Origin of the sequence: Streptomyces sp. SM1 (assembly GCF_002910825.1) — a bacterium.
GTDB lineage: Bacteria > Actinomycetota > Actinomycetes > Streptomycetales > Streptomycetaceae > Streptomyces > Streptomyces okerensis.
On the sequence record NZ_NEUB01000676.1, the window covers coordinates 1 to 15,555 of the forward strand.

Genomic DNA, 15,555 nt, shown 5'->3' on the forward strand with positions numbered 1-15,555 from the left:
CGGGCTGTCGTGTTCCAGGGACAGGCGGCTCAGGGTGCCCGTCTCCAGGCGGAAGAGGCGGCCGGCGGCCGGCGGGAGACCCAGGCGACGGGCCGTCAGGACGCGCAGGAGGTGGCCGTGGGCCACCAGCATCACGTCCGCCCCGTCCAGGGCTCCGGCCACCCGGGACAGCACCCGGTCCGCACGTTCGCCGACCTCTTCGGGTGACTCCCCGGGGAACTCCCGGCCGGGCGGCACCCCGTCGGTCCACAGATCCCAGCCGGGCCGGGTACGGCGGATGTCCGCCGTGGTGATGCCCTCGTAGCCGCCGTAGTCCCACTCCCGCAGGCCGGGCTCCGGCTCGGCGCCGGTCAGGCCTGCCAGTTGGGCGGTGCGCCGGGCGCGGACCAGCGGGCTGGTGAGGACCAGCCCGAAGCTCCGGCCCGCCAGCAGCGGGGCGAGGGACTCGGCCTGAACCTCACCCCGCGGAGTCAGCGGCAGATCGGTACGGCCGGTGTGCCGGCCCGTCCTGCTCCACTCCGTCTCCCCGTGCCGCGCCAGCAGCAGATCGCCCACGCCGTCAGGCCTTCCTCGCCGACTCGACCGCATGCCCGCCGAACTGGTTCCGCAGCGCCGCGACCATCTTCATCTGCGGTGAGTCCTCCTGACGGGAGGCGAACCGGGAGAACAGCGCAGCGGTGATCGCGGGCAGCGGCACGGCGTTGTCGATGGCCGCCTCGACCGTCCAGCGGCCCTCGCCCGAGTCCTCGGCGTAGCCCCGCAGCCGCTCCAGGTGCTCGTCCTCGTCGAGGGCGTTGACCGCCAGGTCCAGCAGCCAGGAACGGATGACGGTGCCCTGCTGCCAGGAGCGGAACACCTCCCGGACGTTGTCCACCGAGTCGGCCTTCTCGAGCAGCTCCCAGCCCTCCGCGTAGGCCTGCATCATGGCGTACTCGATACCGTTGTGGACCATCTTCGCGAAGTGCCCGGCGCCGACCGCGCCCGCGTGGACGTAGCCGTACGGGCCGTCCGGCTTGAGCGCGTCGAAGATCGGCTTCAGCCGCTCCACGTGCTCCTCGTCGCCGCCGACCATCAGGGCGTACCCGTTCTCCAGGCCCCACACGCCGCCGGAGACCCCCGCGTCGACGAAGCCGATGCCCCGGGCGCCCAGCTCCTTGGCGTGCTTCTCGTCGTCCGTCCAGCGGGAGTTGCCGCCGTCGACGACGACGTCGCCGGGTTTGAGCAGGCTCGCCAGCTGGTCGATGACGTGCTGGGTGACCTCGCCCGCCGGAACCATCACCCACACCACGCACGGCCCGTCGAGCCGGTCGACGAGGTCGGACAGGTGGTCGACGTCGGAGCGTGCGGGATCGGTGTCGAACCCGATGACGGTGTGGCCGGCGTTGCGGATGCGCTCGCGCATGTTGCCGCCCATTTTGCCGAGACCAACAAGACCGATCTGCATGTCAGTTCACTTCCTGAGTTCGCGTGGGGCGGCCGCCGGCGCGGCCGTGGACGGGTCGGGGCCACCGGACCGGCCCGGGGGGACGTCAGACATGAGCCGCCGGCTCCTCGGTGGCCTCACCCCGCAGGGCGACGGCGTACATCTCGTCCGCGTCGAGGCGCCGGAGCTCCTCGGCGAGGAGTTCGGAGGTGGGGCGGACCTTCAGTGCCAGCCGGCGCGCGGGCTGGCCCGGCAGGGTCAGCGTGGCCAGCGGGCCCTCGGGGCGGTCGATGACGACCTCGCCGTCCTCCGTGCCCAGCCGGACCGTCGTGACGACCGGTCCCGCGGTCACCACCCGGTCCACCCGGACCCGCAGCCGCGCCTCCAGCCAGCGCGCCAGCAGCTCCGCGGCCGGGTTGTCGGCCTCGGCCTCCACGGCCGCCGAGGTCACCGCCGCCCGCGCCTGGTCCAGGGCCGCCGCCAGCATGGAGCGCCACAGGGTCAGCCGGGTCCAGGCGAGGTCGGTGTCGCCGGGCGCGTAGCTGCGCTGCCGGGCCCGGAGCACGGCCATGGGGTTCTCGACCGCGTACAGGTCGGTGATCCTGCGCCGGCCCAGCGCGCCCAGCGGGTCCCGCGCCGGGTCCTCGGGCGCGTCGGCCGGCCACCACACCACCACCGGGGCGTCCGGCAGCAGCAGCGGCAGCACCACGGAGTCGGCGTGCTCGGACACCTCGCCGTAGGTCCGCAGCACCACCGTCTCCCCGGTGCCGGCCTCGGAGCCCACCCGGACCTCGGCGTCCAGCCGGGGGTGGGTGCGCTCACGCGGATTGCGGGCGTGCCGCTTGATGACGACCAGGGTGCGCGAGGGGTGCTCGTGCGAGGCTTCCTCGGCCGCCTTGATCGAGTCGTAGGCGTTCTCCTCGTCCGTGACGATCACCATCGTCAGGACCATGCCCACGGCCGGTGTGCCGATGGCGCGGCGGCCCCGCACCAGCGCCTTGTTGACCTTGCTTGCCGTGGTGTCGGTCAGGTCGATCTTCATGGCCTGCGCCAGCTCCGTCCGTCTCGTGCGAGCATCTCGTCGGCTTCCGCGGGCCCCCAGCTGCCCGACGTGTACTGCGCCGGCCTGCCGTGCGACGCCCAGTACTCCTCGACCGGATCGAGGATCCTCCAGGACTCCTCCACCTCCTGGTGGCGGGGGAACAGGTTGGCGTCCCCCAGCAGGACGTCCAGGATGAGCCGCTCGTACGCCTCGGGGCTGGACTCGGTGAACGACTCGCCGTAGGCGAAGTCCATGGTCACGTCGCGCAGCTCCATCGAGGTCCCCGGCACCTTGGAGCCGAACCGCACCGTCATGCCCTCGTCCGGCTGTACCCGGATCACGATGGCGTTCTGGCCCAGTTCCTCGGTGGCGCCGGCGTCGAAGGGGGAGTGCGGTGCCCGCTGGAAGACCACGGCGATCTCGGTGACCCGGCGGCCCAGCCGCTTGCCGGTGCGCAGGTAGAAGGGGACGCCCGCCCAGCGGCGGTTGTCCACCCCCAGTTTGATCGCGGCGTAGGTGTCGGTGGCGGAGGTCTGGTCGATGCCGTCCTCCTCCAGATAGCCGCGCACCTTGGCACCGCCCTGCCAGGCGCCCGCGTACTGTCCGCGCACCGTGTGCCGGCCGAGGTCGTCCGGGAGCCGCACGGCCCGGAACACCTTCAGCTTCTCGGTGAGCAGCGAGGCCGCGTCGAAGGAGGCCGGCTCCTCCATCGCGGTGAGGGCCATCAGCTGGAGGAGGTGGTTCTGGATGACGTCACGGGCGGCGCCGATGCCGTCGTAGTAGCCGGCCCGGCCGCCGATGCCGATGTCCTCGGCCATGGTGATCTGGACATGGTCGACGAACGACCGGTTCCAGATCGGCTCGAACATGGTGTTGGCGAAGCGCAGCGCCAGGATGTTCTGGACGGTCTCCTTGCCCAGGTAGTGGTCGATCCGGAAGACCTGGTCGGGGTCGAACACCTCGTGCACGATCGCGTTGAGCTCCTTGGCGGACCTCAGGTCGTGGCCGAACGGCTTCTCGATCACCGCGCGGCGCCAGGAGCCCTCGGGGGCGTCGGCCAGACCGTGCTTCTTCAGCTGTTGCACCACCTTCGGGAAGAACCTCGGCGGTACGGAGAGGTAGAAGGCGTAGTTGCCGCTGGTGCCCCGGGAGGCGTCCAGCTCGTCGACGGCCTTGCGCAGTTGTTCGAAGGCCTGGTCGTCGTCGAAGTCGCCGGGGACGAACCGCATGCCCTCGGCGAGCTGTTGCCAGACCTCCTCGCGGAACGGGGTGCGCGCGTGCTCCTTGACCGCGTCGTGCACCACCTCGGCGAAGTCCTGGTCCTCCCAGTCCCGGCGGGCGAAACCCACCAGTGAGAAGCCCGGCGGCAGCAGACCCCGGTTGGCGAGGTCGTACACGGCCGGCATCAGCTTGCGGCGGGACAGGTCGCCGGTCACACCGAAGATGACCAGCCCGGAGGGGCCCGCCACCTTGGGCAGCCGCCGGTCGCGCGGATCGCGCAGCGGGTTGGCCCAGCCGGCGGGCGGCGCGGAGAGCGCGGCGGGAACGTCCGCCGGGCCGTCTCCCGGTCCTTCCGCCGGGCCGTCCCCCGGTCCTTCCGCCGGGCCCCGTGCCCGGCCGTCCGGTGTGCCCGTGCCGGTCACCGGGTCCGCCGCCGGTGCACCATCCGCGGCGGGGGCGCCCGCCCCCGGTCCGGCCGCCCCTTCCGGGGTCTCCGCTCCCGCTCCGTCCGTCGTGTCGGTCGTGTCGGTCGCTTCGCTCACAGTGATCATCTTCTCTCTCGCGATGGCGTCAACCGCGCGCGCCGGCAGGTGATTCCCCGGCCCCGGCGTGGTCCGGGGAATCGGTACCCGCGTGAACCGTTACCACGTCGGCTCCCTCCGGAATCGAACGCAACGCGGTCCCGCACGGACGGCGGCAGCACCGTGCGCGGGCCGGTACGTCCCGACGGGTGAACGTTGGTCCGTCCGGGTCCTTCCGGGGCGTTCCAGGTCCTTCCGGTCCGTTCGGGCCGGACCGCGTCACCTCCTGAAGAAGCGTGCACCCAGTAAAGGTATGACCTTTTCTCGTCCGTCGGTCCGCTCCCGTCCCACGGACCCTCGCGCGGCGGCGAGTACCGCGGAACCGACCCCGTCATGCGGCCCGCCCCCGGGCGCGGGAGGGGGGAGGACGGAGTACGGAGTACGGACACGCGTAAGAGGGCCCCGAACCTGTGCGGGGCCCTCTTCGCCGTCCCGGCCGGGACGGCCGGTGTGGGGGGTGGGATCAGTGGCCGAAGGTGAACCAGTTGACGTTCACGAAGTCCGACGGCTGACCGCTGGTGAAGGTCAGATAGACATCGTGCGTGCCCGTCACGTCGCTGATGTTCGCCGGGATGGTCCGCCAGGACTGCCAGCCGCCCGTGTTGCCCACCGCGAAGCTGCCGATGGGCGCGTTGCTCCGGCTGTCCAGGCGTACCTCCACGAGCCCGCTGACACCCGCGCCCGCGCCGCTCGCCACCCGTGCGGAGAACTGCCGGGCCGGGTTCGAGCCGAACCGGACGCCTTTGAACTGCAGCCAGTCACCGCCCGCCAGCGCGCCCACGTTCTGGCCGCCGCCCGAGTCGGAGGTCGACTCCTTCATGGTGCCGGACTGGCCGTCGTACGACTCGGCCTGAATGGTGCCGTAGGCGTCACGGCTGCCGGGCTCACCGGGATCACCCGGGTCACCGGGGTCGCCGCCGCCCTCGGAGGTCAGCACCTGCACATAGTCGACGAGCATCGAGTGCCCCGGCTGGGTGCCCGCGTCGGGGCCGCCGCCGAAGGCGTCGGGGAAGCCGCCGCCCATCGCCACGTTGAGGATGATGAAATAGCCGTGGTTCGTGGCGTTGGCCCAGGTCGTCGCGTCGACCTGGTTCTCGCGCACGGTGTGGAAGTTGTTGCCGTCGAGGTAGAAGCGGATCTCCTCCACGCTCGTGGAGCGGTCCCATTCCATCCGGTAGGTGTGGAAGCCGGCCTGACAGGTCGTGCCCTGGCAGGTCGTCGAACCGCCGATACCGCTGTGCTCGTTGCAGGGGCCGCCCGGCGCGGTGCCGCAGTGCATCGTGGCGAACACGGTGTTGTTGCCCTGCGTGTTCTCCATGATGTCCAGCTCGCCGACGCCGGGCCAGTTCCAGTAGTTGCCCCGGTAGGGGCCGCCCAGCATCCAGAACGCCGGCCAGTAGCCCTTGGCGGCGGCGCCGGTGACGTTCGGCGACTGGATACGGCCCTCGACGCGCAGTTTGCCGCCGGCCGGGGGCTGGAAGTCGGTGCGGTTGGTCTCGATGCGCCCCGACGTCCAGTTGCCGGAGGCGTCGCGCCGCGGGGTGATGCGCAGGTTGCCGTTGCCGTCGAGGGAGACGTTGTCCGCGCGGGACGTCATCGTCTCGATCTCGCCGGTGCCCCAGTTGGCGGGACCGCCCGGGTAGCCCGTTCCGGTGGAGTAGCGCCAGTGGGAGGTGTTGACACCGCTGCCCGCGGGACCGTCGAAGTCGTCGGCGAAGACCTGGGTCCAGCCCGACGGCGGAGGCGGCACGGAGGCGCTCGCGGACGGGCTGGAGACGGTCGCCGTACCCGCCGCGAGGGCGAGGGTGCCGACGACGGCGAGCAGCGCGCGCCGCATCGGGCGTGATCTGCGGGGGCGGCGGGAGGGGTGGGGTATGCCGGAGGTGACACTCATGTGGGGATGCCCTCTCGGTACGGATCGGCTGTGCGGGGGAGATACGTTCGAGAGCCCGGAACACCGGGTGAGAGCGCTCTCAAGGTGACGCCAATGTGCTCCGCGGCCCCTCGGCCGTCAAGAGGTGTAACCGAGAAAGTCCCTGCGGGCGTGGAGAGTTCACGTCCCGAATGGCGCGAATGGGTGCAAGCGAGCCGGATCCGGAGTGAGGGGGCGGTACCCGGGATCGTCCCGGGTACCGCCCCCTCACTCCGTTCGACCACGCACGGGGCAGACGCCCGTCCCTTCGGTCGCTCACGCCTCCTCGGCGGTTCCGCACGCCTGCCGTCGGTCGCTACCCGCATCCGGTCGGTCGCTACCCGCCTCCGGTCGGTCGCCACCCGCCTCCGGTCGGTCGCTCAAGCCCTCGGCCGGTCGCTCACACGCGTTCCAACGGTCGCTCACACGCGTCCCGTCGGTCGCGTTCACGCCCCCGTGGGTACCTGCGGCCGGGCATCCTCGGTCTCCGTCTTCGCCTCCACCTCGGCATCCTCGCGCAGGCCGTACCGGTCGTGCGCCCGGCGCAGTGGTGCCGGGGCCCACCAGGCGCGGCGGCCGAGCACCGCCATGGTGGCCGGCACGAGGAGCATCCGCACGATCGTCGCGTCGATGAGGACGGCCAGCGTGAGTCCGAGGCCGATCTGCAGAATGGGCGAGAAGCCGCCCGTCATGAAGGCGCCGAAGACCACCGCCAGCAGCAGGGCCGCGCAGGTGACCACCCGCCCGGAGCGGCGCAGCCCGGTCACCACGGCCTCCCGGTCGTCGCCGGTGTGCCGGCGTGCCTCGCGCATCCGGGCCAGGATGAACAACTCGTAGTCCATGGCGAGTCCGAACGCGATCGCGATGATCAGCGGTGGTGAGGTGATGCTGAGCGCGCCCAGGCCCTCGGCGCCCAGCAGCCCGGCCAGATGGCCGTCCTGGAAGACCCACACCACCACACCGAGCGCGGCGCCCAGGCTGAGCAGAGTGGTGGCGATGGTGCGCAGCGGCAGCAGCACGGAACCGGTGAACGCGAACAGCAGCACGAAGATGCCGGCCAGGACGGTCAGTACCGCCCACGGCCCCCGTTCCGCGAGCATCTCGCGGAAGTCGACCAGCTGGGCCGCCGTGCCGGTGACCTCGACCGGTTCGTCGCCGCGCGTCTCCCGTACGCGCTCGACCAGTTCGGTCGCCTCCTCGCCGTCGGACGTGCCGGGCGGAAGGATCTCGATCACCGCGGTGCCGTCCGGAAGTTCACGTGTCCCGGCGTTCGGGGACAGGGCCCGGATACGGTCGGTGACCTCCGTGTCCGTGCCGGGCCGGACGACGACGGTGACCGGCGAGACGCCGGTACCCGGCGGGAAGTGCCCGGCCACGGTGTCGTACAACTGCCGTGCCTCGGTGTCGGCGGGCAGCTGCCGCGCGTCCCCCACGGCGATGCTCATCCCGGCCACGGGCACCGCCAGCACCAGCAACGCCGGGACGACCACGGCCAGTACGGCGACCTTGCGCCGGACCGCGAAACGGGCGACGCGGGCGAAGAACCGGCCCTCCTCGCCGCCCTTCGGTGCCTTCGCCGGCGGGATGCGCCCGCCGAACCGCGTCAGCAGCGCGGGCAGCAGGGTCAGCGCGGCCAGCATGTCGATGACCACCACGGCGGCGACCGCGAGGCCCATGCTGCGCAGGAACACGCTCGGGAACACCAGCAGCCCGGTCAGGCTGACGGCGACCGTGAGCCCGGAGAACAGCACCGTGCGCCCGGCCGCCGCGACCGTGCGGTGCACCGCCTCGACGACGTCCTCCGTGTGCCGGCGCTCCTCCCGGAACCGCACCAGCATCAACAGGGCGTAGTCCACGGCGAGTCCGAGTCCCAGCATCGACGTCACCTGGATCGCGTACACGGAGACGTCGGTGACCTGGCTGAACGCGAACAGCGCCAGGAAGGCCCCGGCGATGCCGCTGACCGCGATGATCAGGGGCAGCAGTGCCGTGCGCAGTCCGCCGAACACCACGAGCAGCAGCGCCAGTACCACCGGCAGGGAGATGAACTCGGCGTTCTTGACGTCCTCCTGGGCCCGCTCTCCGATCTGCGTCCCCAGCAGCGGCCCCCCGCTCACATGGACGTCGGGTGCGTCGATCTCCCGGATACGGTCGGCCACCTCGTCGAGCGTGCGCTCCTCGGCGTCGTCGTCCAGTCCGCCCACGAGCGTGACGGGGATGATCAGCGCCTGTCCGTCCTCGGCGGTCAGGCCGGGCGTCGTGTACGGATCGGGTACGGCGGCGACCCCGGCGACCTTCCGGACGTCGGCCACCGCCCGCTCCACCTCGGCGCGCAGCTCCGGGCCGGAGACGGCGGCACCGGCCACCACGCCGGTGACCGACTCGCCCGCCGGGTCCGCCCGGTCCAGGTACTGGGCGGCCGACTCGGCTTCGGTCCCGGGCACTTCGGGCACGTTGTCGGAGAGCCGGGCGAAGACGCCCGTCCCCAGTCCGAAGCCCAGCAGCAGAAAGAGCCCCCACAGGAGCATCACGGTCAAAGGACGGCGGGTGGCCGCCCGGACGAGTGCGGAAAGCACGGTCCCTCCCGGCGAGTGATGGTTCGTCAACGGCCCCCAGACTCCTGCCGGGAGGCGGGTCGCCGGATCGCCGGGGAGAGCGGTATGCGGCCCTCGCCCGTACGGGGGAGACGTCCCCCGCACTCACTCCTCAGGGGGAGCCGGGAGTGACCAGCCCCGTCTCGTACGCGCAGATCACGGCCTGCACCCGGTCCCTGAGAGCGAGCTTGCTCAGCACGTTGCTCACATGGGTCTTGACGGTGTGCTCACTGACGAACAGGGTCGTGGCGATCTCCGCGTTGGACAGTCCCCGGGCCAGCAGCCGCAGGGTCTCCACCTCGCGTGCGGTGAGCGCGTCCAGGCGCTGCGGGGTCACGGGTTCGGCGGCGGCCCCTTCCCTGCGGTGCCGCACGATGTCCGCGACCAGCCGGCGTGTCACGGCCGGGGCGAGCAGCGAGTCACCGGCCGCCACCACCCGCACCGCGTGCACGAGGTCGTCGCGGCGGACGTCCTTGAGCAGGAAGCCGCTGGCGCCCGCGTACAGCGCCTCGTACACGTACTCGTCCAGGTCGAACGTGGTCAGCATGACCACCTTGCAGCCCGACTGCGCGCACACCTGGCGGGCCGCCTCCAGGCCGTCCATCACCGGCATGCGGATGTCGAGCAGCAGCACGTCGGGGGCGTGCCGGCGCACCGCCGCGACGGCCTGCTCGCCGTCACCGGCCTCGGCGACCACCTCGATGTCGTCCTGGGCGTCGAGGATCATGCCGAAACCGGCCCGCACCAGTTCCTGGTCGTCGGCGACCACCACCCGGATGCTCACCCGAGTGCCTCCTGGCGGTCGGTGGCCGCGGGCAGCCGTACGAGGACCCGGAAGCCGCCGTCCGGGCCGCTGCCGGTCTCGGCGTCGCCGCCGCACGCCACGGCCCGCTCACGGATGCCGATCAGCCCGTGTCCGCCCTGCGACGACGACGGACCCCGTCCGTCGTCCGTCACCGTCAGGGTCAGCCGCTCCTCCGACCAGTGCAGTACGACCACCGCGCGGGAGGCACGGGCGTGCTTCACGGTGTTGGTGAGGGCCTCCTGGACCACCCGGTAGACCGCCACCTCGGTGTCCGAGGACAGGGGGCAGGGCTCGCCCGTGGTGCGCAGCTCGACGGACAGCCCCGTGGACTCCCCGACCTGGCGGATCAGGCCGGGCAGGGCCGTCACGCTCGGCTGCGGCAGCCGCAGCACGGCCGTCCCGTTCGCTCGCTCCTGCTCCTCCTTCAACACGCCGAGGATCTTACGCAGTTGTGCCATGGCGTCCCGCCCGGTCGCCGCGATGGTGTCGAACGTCGCCTCGGCGCGCTCCGGATCCTTGCGCACCACGACCGGACCGGCCTCCGCCTGCACCACCATCAGGCTCACGGCGTGCGCCAGGATGTCGTGCATGTCCCGGGCGATCCGGGAGCGTTCCTCGGCCCTCGCCCGCGCGGTGTCCGCGGCCCGTTCCCGCTCCAGCCGGCGGGCCCGGTCCTCCAGCTCGGTGGTGTAGGCGCGCTGCACGCGGGTGAGCATCCCCAGCGCGTAGGCGCAGATGATGCCCATCAGATGGAAGGCGTACTCGAAGGGCTCCTTGTTCGACTGGTGCTGCATGGTCGCGACGACCCCGATCACCCAGCACACGAGCATCATCCGCCGCTGCCACGGTTTGCCCACGGTGGCCAGGGTGTACAGGACGACCATCCCGCCGTACATCACGTCGGGCGGGGGCGCGTGGAGCAGCGCCTGCGCCGGGGTGGCCACCGACACCGCGCACGCGGCCACGCAGGGTGCCCGCCGCCGCCAGATCAGCGGCAGGGCCGTGCCGGCGCCGAGCAGCCAGCCCCGCCAGGTCAGCGGGTCGTCACCTTCGTCGGGGAACATCCACTGCAGGGAGACGGCGAACAGCACGAGCGCGGCGAGCGCCGTGTCGAGGGTGTACGGATTCGCCGTACGCCAGCGGGTGACGACCGGCGTGAGGGCGGACCGGAGGGACATGAGCGGCTCCTCGGGGCGGGGGCCGTCCCAGTATCACGAGACGCCGAAGACCCGTCCTCACCGGTGAGAGGGATTTCCGGGCGCCCAGTCCTCGTGCGGGGCACACGCGTGGAGCGGAGGTCGCGCAGCGGTGGTCGTGGACGGCGTTCTCCGAGGGGCCGGGCAGGACGGGAGCACTTCCGGCGCGTGCGTCACCGCGGGCGCGTGNNNNGTGACCCGCGGTGACGCACGCGCCGCGAGTAGGGTCGTGCACGTTCGTCGTGCATGTGCGTCGTGGTGGGAAGGGTGCGGATGTGAGGCTGACGATTCTGGGCGGCGGAGGCTTCCGCGTGCCGCTGGTGTACGGGGCGCTGCTCGGGGACCACGCCGAGGGGCGGGTGACCCGGGTCGCGCTGCACGACGTGGACGCCGGCCGGCTGGCCGCGATCGGCCGGGTGCTGGCGGAGCAGGCCGCCGGAGTGCCCGACGCCCCCGAGGTGACCTGGAGCACCGACCTCGACGAGGCGCTGCGCGGTGCCGACTTCGTCTTCTCGGCGATCCGCGTCGGCGGCCTGGAGGGCAGGGCGGACGACGAGCGGGTCGCCCTCGGCGAGGGCGTGCTCGGCCAGGAGACGGTGGGGGCGGGCGGCATCGCCTACGGGCTGCGCACCGTGCCCGTCGCCGTGGACACCGCCCGCCGGGCGGCCCGCCTCGCCCCCGACGCCTGGGTCATCAACTTCACCAACCCGGCCGGCCTGGTCACGGAGGCCATGTCCCGCCACCTCGGGGACCGGGTCATCGGCATCTGCGACTCCCCGGTCGGCCTCGGCCGCCGTATCGCCCGGGTGCTCGGCGCGCGGCCGGAGGAGGCGTGGATCGACTACGTCGGCCTCAACCACCTCGGCTGGGTGCGCGGCCTGCGGATCGCCGGCCGCGACGAGCTCCCGCGCCTGCTCGCCGACCCCACGCTGCTCGGCTCCTTCGAGGAGGGCAGGCTCTTCGGCACCGACTGGCTGCGGTCCCTGGGCGCGGTCCCCAACGAGTACCTGCACTACTACTACTTCAACCGGGAGACCGTGGACGCCTACCGGCAGGCCGAGCGGACCCGGGGGGCGTTCCTGCGCGACCAGCAGGCCCGCTTCTACGCGGGGACGCGCGACCCCGAGACCTCCGCTCTGGCCCTGTGGGACCGTACCCGGGCCGAACGCGAGGCCACCTACATGGCCGAGAACCGGGAGACCGCGGGAGCGGGCGAACGGGAGGCGGACGACCTGTCCGGCGGCTACGAGAAGGTGGCCCTCGCCCTGATGCGCGCCATCGCCCGCGACGAACGCACCACTCTGATCCTCAACGTCCGCAACCGCGGCACCCTGGCGGCACTGGACGCGGAGGCCGTGATCGAGGTGCCCTGCCTCGTGGACGCCAACGGCGCGCACCCCGTCTCCGTCGACCCACTGCCCGGTCACGCCACCGGGCTGGTCTGCGCCGTCAAGGCCGTGGAGCACGAGGTGCTGGCCGCGGCCCGGTCGGGCTCCCGCGAGACGGCGGTCAAGGCCTTCGCCCTGCACCCGCTCGTCGACTCCGTGAACGTGGCCCGCCGACTCGTCGACGGCTACACCGCCGCCCACCCCGGCCTCGCCTACCTCGGATAGCTCCCGCGACATGGCTTCGGGTCGGCCGGTCGCCCCCCGTGACAGCGGCCGACCGACCCGAGCCCCCCCCGGTTCCCCCGTACTTCCCCCGTGCTCCCCCCGGCGGCTTCCCCTGTCGCCGACATCATCAAGAGTCAGCAGTCCGGCCCCTGATACACCCCCGGCGGGAATTTCCCGGAAAATCTTCTACGAGCGCGCCGCGGTGGCCGTCCACGAGTCCACGGACGCCGCAGCCGACGCAGTCGCCACAGCCGACGGAGCCGCCGTTCCCGCCGGAGCCGGTACGGTGCCCACCCCGGCCACGGGCACGTCCGCACGCGGCAGCGGCACCGGCAGCAGCGGGCGGGGGCCGGACACCACCGAGTAGTCCTGACCCAGGAACGGCGGCACCATCTCGCCCGGATCGTCACCGAGCGCCAGCCGGACGGCGGCCCACGGAGCGTTCACACCGCACAGGGACAGCTGGTGCAGCCCGCCCGCCGGCCGGGTGTTGACGTCCATCAGCACGGGCCGGTCGCCGAGCATCCGGAACTGGATGTTCGACAGGTGATGCAGACGGAAGCCCTCGGCGATCCGCCGGGCCGGCTCCAGCCACCGCTCGTGCAGCGTGAAGCCCCGGCGCCGGCCGTTCTTGGTGCGCCCCACGGCCAGCCGGACCCGGTTGTCGGGCCCGGTCAGACAGTCCACCGACACCTCGGGCTGCTCCAGACGCGGCATCACCAGCCAGTCCACCGGCTCCTCGGCCTCCCGCACGGCGTCCAGCACCAGGCCGAGCGGCACCTGCGGGCTCGGGAAGCCGTTCAGCTGCGCGAGCGAGAAGGGTTCGCGGGTGATCACGCGGAAGCCGACCCCGCCCGCACCGGACGCGGGCTTGAAACACGCCCGGTGTCCACCGTCCTCCAGCTCGCCGACCGCCGCGACGAGTTCGTCCGCGCTGCGCACCCGCCACCACGGCGGTACGGGCACCCCGAGCGTCTGGAGGGCCTCGTAGGCGATCACCTTGTCGTGGAACACCGCCACCGCCTCGGGCGGCGGGGCCAGCAGCGCGGTACCGGCCGCCTCGAACTCGGCGCGGTGCGCCACGATCGCCGACTGGTGCAGCCGGGGGACGAACACGTCGATGCCGCGCCGCCGGCACTGGGTGAGCGCGTACTCGACGTACGCCGCCGGGGACAGGCCCTCCGGCTCCAGCTCGGCGGTGTCGGCGGCGGCCAGCACGGGGGAGTCGGGGTCCCCGTGGGTGGCATGGATCTCGACAGCCCGGTCGCTGGGATTTCGCCTCAGCTGATCCATGAAGAACACGTTCTCCGCGTACGTGCGGTTGAGCCAGACGCGTACGCGAGAGACCATGCAGGCCGCCCTTTCGGGTTCGCGGGCAGGGCTCAGCGGCCCGTTGCCCGGGCAGACGTATGAAGGGTCACCAAACCGCCCTGTGCGAAGGGCGCTTCACAGCGGTGGTGTCGGGGCGATCATACGGCTTCGGCGACGGGTCCCGATACCACGTCGGTCACCCGCATGTCGCTTGTTCCGACGGCGCCGATGTGATCTCGTGGACGCGTTCGGTGACGGGTGGAGGGACAGCCAGTGATGTCGGGGACGCGCGGCGACGGACAGGTGTGGGCCATCAGCGACCTGCACATCGGGTACGCCGAGAACCGTGCCCTGGTCGAAGCGATGCGACCGGAGTCGGACGAGGACTGGCTGCTGGTGGCCGGTGACGTCGCGGAGACCGTGGAGGACGTCCGCTGGGCGCTCAAGACCCTCGCGGACCGGTTCGCCAAGGTCGTCTGGGTGCCCGGCAACCACGAGCTGTGGACGCACCCGAGCGACGCGGTCACGCTGCGCGGCGTCGCCCGCTACGAGCACCTGGTCGAGCAGTGCCGCGACCTCGGCGTGCTCACTCCCGAGGACCCCTACCCCGTCTGGGAGGGCCCCGGCGGGCCGGTCGCCGTCGCGCCCCTCTTCCTGCTGTACGACTACACGTTCCTGCCCCCCGGGTGCGCCACCAAGGACGAAGGCCTGGAGTACGCCCGCGGCACCGGCGTCGTCTGCACCGACGAGCATCTGCTGCACCCCGACCCGTACCCGACCCGCGAGGACTGGTGCCGGGCCCGGGTCGCCGAGACGGAGCGCCGGCTCGCCGAGGTGCCGGACGGCCTGCCGCTCGTCCTCGTCAACCATCATCCGCCGCACCGCCATCCGACGGAGGTGCTCTGGTATCCGGAGTTCGCCATGTGGTGCGGCACCGTGCTGACCGACGACTGGCACCGCCGGTTCCCCGTCCGCACCGTGGTCTACGGCCATCTGCACATCCCCCGGACCACCTGGCGGGACGGGGTCCGCTTCGAGGAGGTGTCGGTGGGCTACCCGCGCGAGTGGCGCACACGGGACCGGCCGCCGGGGCGGTTGCGCCGGATCGTACCCGCGGAGCCGGGGGAGCCCGGGGAGGGTGGTGGACGGTGATCGAGGAACTGCTGCCGTCGACGGTGGTCGCCGTGGAGGCCTACGGCGACGAGGGCGTCGACGCTCCGCTGTACCCCGAGGAGGAGGCGGTGATCCGGCGTGCCGTGCTCAAGCGGCGCCGGGAGTTCACCGCCGTACGCTTCTGCGCCCGCCGCGCGATGGAGAAACTCGGTGTGGCGCCGGTGCCCGTGCTGCCCGACGGGCGCGGTGCTCCCGTCTGGCCGGCGGGGCTGGCGGGCAGCATGACCCACTGCCAGGGGTACTGTGCCGCGGTGCTGGTCCGGGCCGGAGACCTGGCGTCCGTCGGTATCGACGCCGAGCCGCACGCGCCGCTGCCCGACGGTGTCCTGTCCTCCGTGGCGCTGCCCGAGGAGGTGGCGCGGATCGCCCGGCTGAGCGGCGACGTGCCCGGCGTGCACTTCGACCGGCTGCTGTTCAGTGCGAAGGAGTCCGTCTACAAGGCGTGGTTCCCGCTCACCGGGAAGTGGCTGGACTTCGAGGAGGCGGACGTGGAGTTCCAGGTGGAGGAGGGGGACGGCACGCGGGGTGGCTTCCGGGCGACGCTGCTTGTGGAGGGGCCGCTGGTGGGTGGGCGCCGGGTGGGCCACTTCACCGGGCGGTGGGTCGCGCGGGGGGATCTGATCGCGACGGCGGTCGCGGTGGCTTCGCCGGGTCAGCAGGCCTGAGAGTCGGGCGGGTGCGGGT

General features: G+C 72.4%; 12 protein-coding genes. 3 read left to right on the plus strand and 9 right to left on the minus strand.

What is annotated here, in order from left to right; genetic code table 11:
• From B9S61_RS18495 to B9S61_RS18530, 8 genes are all read right to left on the minus strand, one after another.
• Positions 1 to 555, minus strand: a 555-nt coding sequence (locus B9S61_RS18495) for a histidine phosphatase family protein (RefSeq protein ID WP_103543260.1), incomplete at its 3' end; no start/stop codon positions are given.
• A 4-nt stretch (positions 556 to 559) separates the two neighbouring features.
• Complete coding sequence (gnd, locus tag B9S61_RS18500; protein ID WP_103543261.1) at positions 560 to 1,444, minus strand: phosphogluconate dehydrogenase (NAD(+)-dependent, decarboxylating); 885 nt, start codon at positions 1,442 to 1,444, stop codon at positions 560 to 562.
• Positions 1,445 to 1,529: 85 nt separating this feature from the next.
• Complete coding sequence (opcA, locus tag B9S61_RS18505; RefSeq protein WP_103543262.1) at positions 1,530 to 2,465, minus strand: glucose-6-phosphate dehydrogenase assembly protein OpcA; 936 nt, start codon at positions 2,463 to 2,465, stop codon at positions 1,530 to 1,532.
• Positions 2,462 to 3,967 (minus strand): glucose-6-phosphate dehydrogenase, encoded by a 1,506-nt coding sequence (gene zwf, locus B9S61_RS18510; protein ID WP_103543271.1) that lies wholly within the window; start codon positions 3,965 to 3,967, stop codon positions 2,462 to 2,464. The genes opcA and zwf overlap by 4 nt, the downstream gene beginning before the upstream one ends.
• Before the next feature lie 763 nt (positions 3,968 to 4,730).
• Entirely contained in the window at positions 4,731 to 6,161 is a 1,431-nt protein-coding gene (locus B9S61_RS18515; protein ID WP_103543263.1) for a glycoside hydrolase family 16 protein, read from the minus strand.
• 464 nt (positions 6,162 to 6,625) lie between these two features.
• The gene (locus tag B9S61_RS18520) at positions 6,626 to 8,755 is read right to left on the minus strand and encodes an MMPL family transporter (protein WP_103543264.1); all 2,130 of its coding nucleotides are present in this window, start codon (positions 8,753 to 8,755) and stop codon (positions 6,626 to 6,628) included.
• 130 nt (positions 8,756 to 8,885) lie between these two features.
• Positions 8,886 to 9,557: a response regulator transcription factor gene (locus tag B9S61_RS18525; RefSeq protein WP_103543265.1), complete on the minus strand. Its 672-nt coding sequence runs from the start codon at positions 9,555 to 9,557 to the stop codon at positions 8,886 to 8,888.
• Complete coding sequence (locus B9S61_RS18530; RefSeq protein WP_103543266.1) at positions 9,554 to 10,756, minus strand: sensor histidine kinase; 1,203 nt, start codon at positions 10,754 to 10,756, stop codon at positions 9,554 to 9,556. The genes B9S61_RS18525 and B9S61_RS18530 overlap by 4 nt, the downstream gene beginning before the upstream one ends.
• A 293-nt stretch (positions 10,757 to 11,049) precedes the next feature.
• Here B9S61_RS18530 and B9S61_RS18535 point away from each other — a divergent pair, with 293 nt between their 5' ends.
• The gene (locus tag B9S61_RS18535) at positions 11,050 to 12,387 is read left to right on the plus strand and encodes a 6-phospho-beta-glucosidase (RefSeq protein ID WP_103543267.1); all 1,338 of its coding nucleotides are present in this window, start codon (positions 11,050 to 11,052) and stop codon (positions 12,385 to 12,387) included.
• A gap of 186 nt (positions 12,388 to 12,573) precedes the next feature.
• On the opposite strand, the gene B9S61_RS18540 is transcribed toward B9S61_RS18535, so the two are convergent.
• A complete protein-coding gene (locus B9S61_RS18540; protein ID WP_103543268.1) occupies positions 12,574 to 13,737 on the minus strand; it encodes an ATP-grasp domain-containing protein in 1,164 nt (387 codons plus the stop codon).
• A gap of 237 nt (positions 13,738 to 13,974) precedes the next feature.
• On the opposite strand from B9S61_RS18540, the gene B9S61_RS18545 reads away from it, so the two are divergent.
• Entirely contained in the window at positions 13,975 to 14,850 is an 876-nt protein-coding gene (locus B9S61_RS18545) for a metallophosphoesterase (RefSeq protein WP_103543269.1), read from the plus strand.
• The gene (locus B9S61_RS18550) at positions 14,847 to 15,536 is read left to right on the plus strand and encodes a 4'-phosphopantetheinyl transferase (protein WP_103543270.1); all 690 of its coding nucleotides are present in this window, start codon (positions 14,847 to 14,849) and stop codon (positions 15,534 to 15,536) included. The genes B9S61_RS18545 and B9S61_RS18550 overlap by 4 nt, the downstream gene beginning before the upstream one ends.
• Positions 15,537 to 15,555 lie beyond the last annotated feature (19 nt).

Coding starts and splice junctions, on each gene's coding strand:
- gnd (WP_103543261.1), bottom strand. CDS start 1,444: ATGCAGATCGGTCTTGTTGGTCTCGGCAAAATGGGCGGCAACATGCGC.
- opcA (WP_103543262.1), bottom strand. CDS start 2,465: ATGAAGATCGACCTGACCGACACCACGGCAAGCAAGGTCAACAAGGCG.
- B9S61_RS18515 (WP_103543263.1), bottom strand. CDS start 6,161: ATGAGTGTCACCTCCGGCATACCCCACCCCTCCCGCCGCCCCCGCAGA.
- B9S61_RS18530 (WP_103543266.1), bottom strand. CDS start 10,756: ATGTCCCTCCGGTCCGCCCTCACGCCGGTCGTCACCCGCTGGCGTACG.
- B9S61_RS18540 (WP_103543268.1), bottom strand. CDS start 13,737: ATGGTCTCTCGCGTACGCGTCTGGCTCAACCGCACGTACGCGGAGAAC.
- B9S61_RS18545 (WP_103543269.1), top strand. CDS start 13,975: ATGTCGGGGACGCGCGGCGACGGACAGGTGTGGGCCATCAGCGACCTG.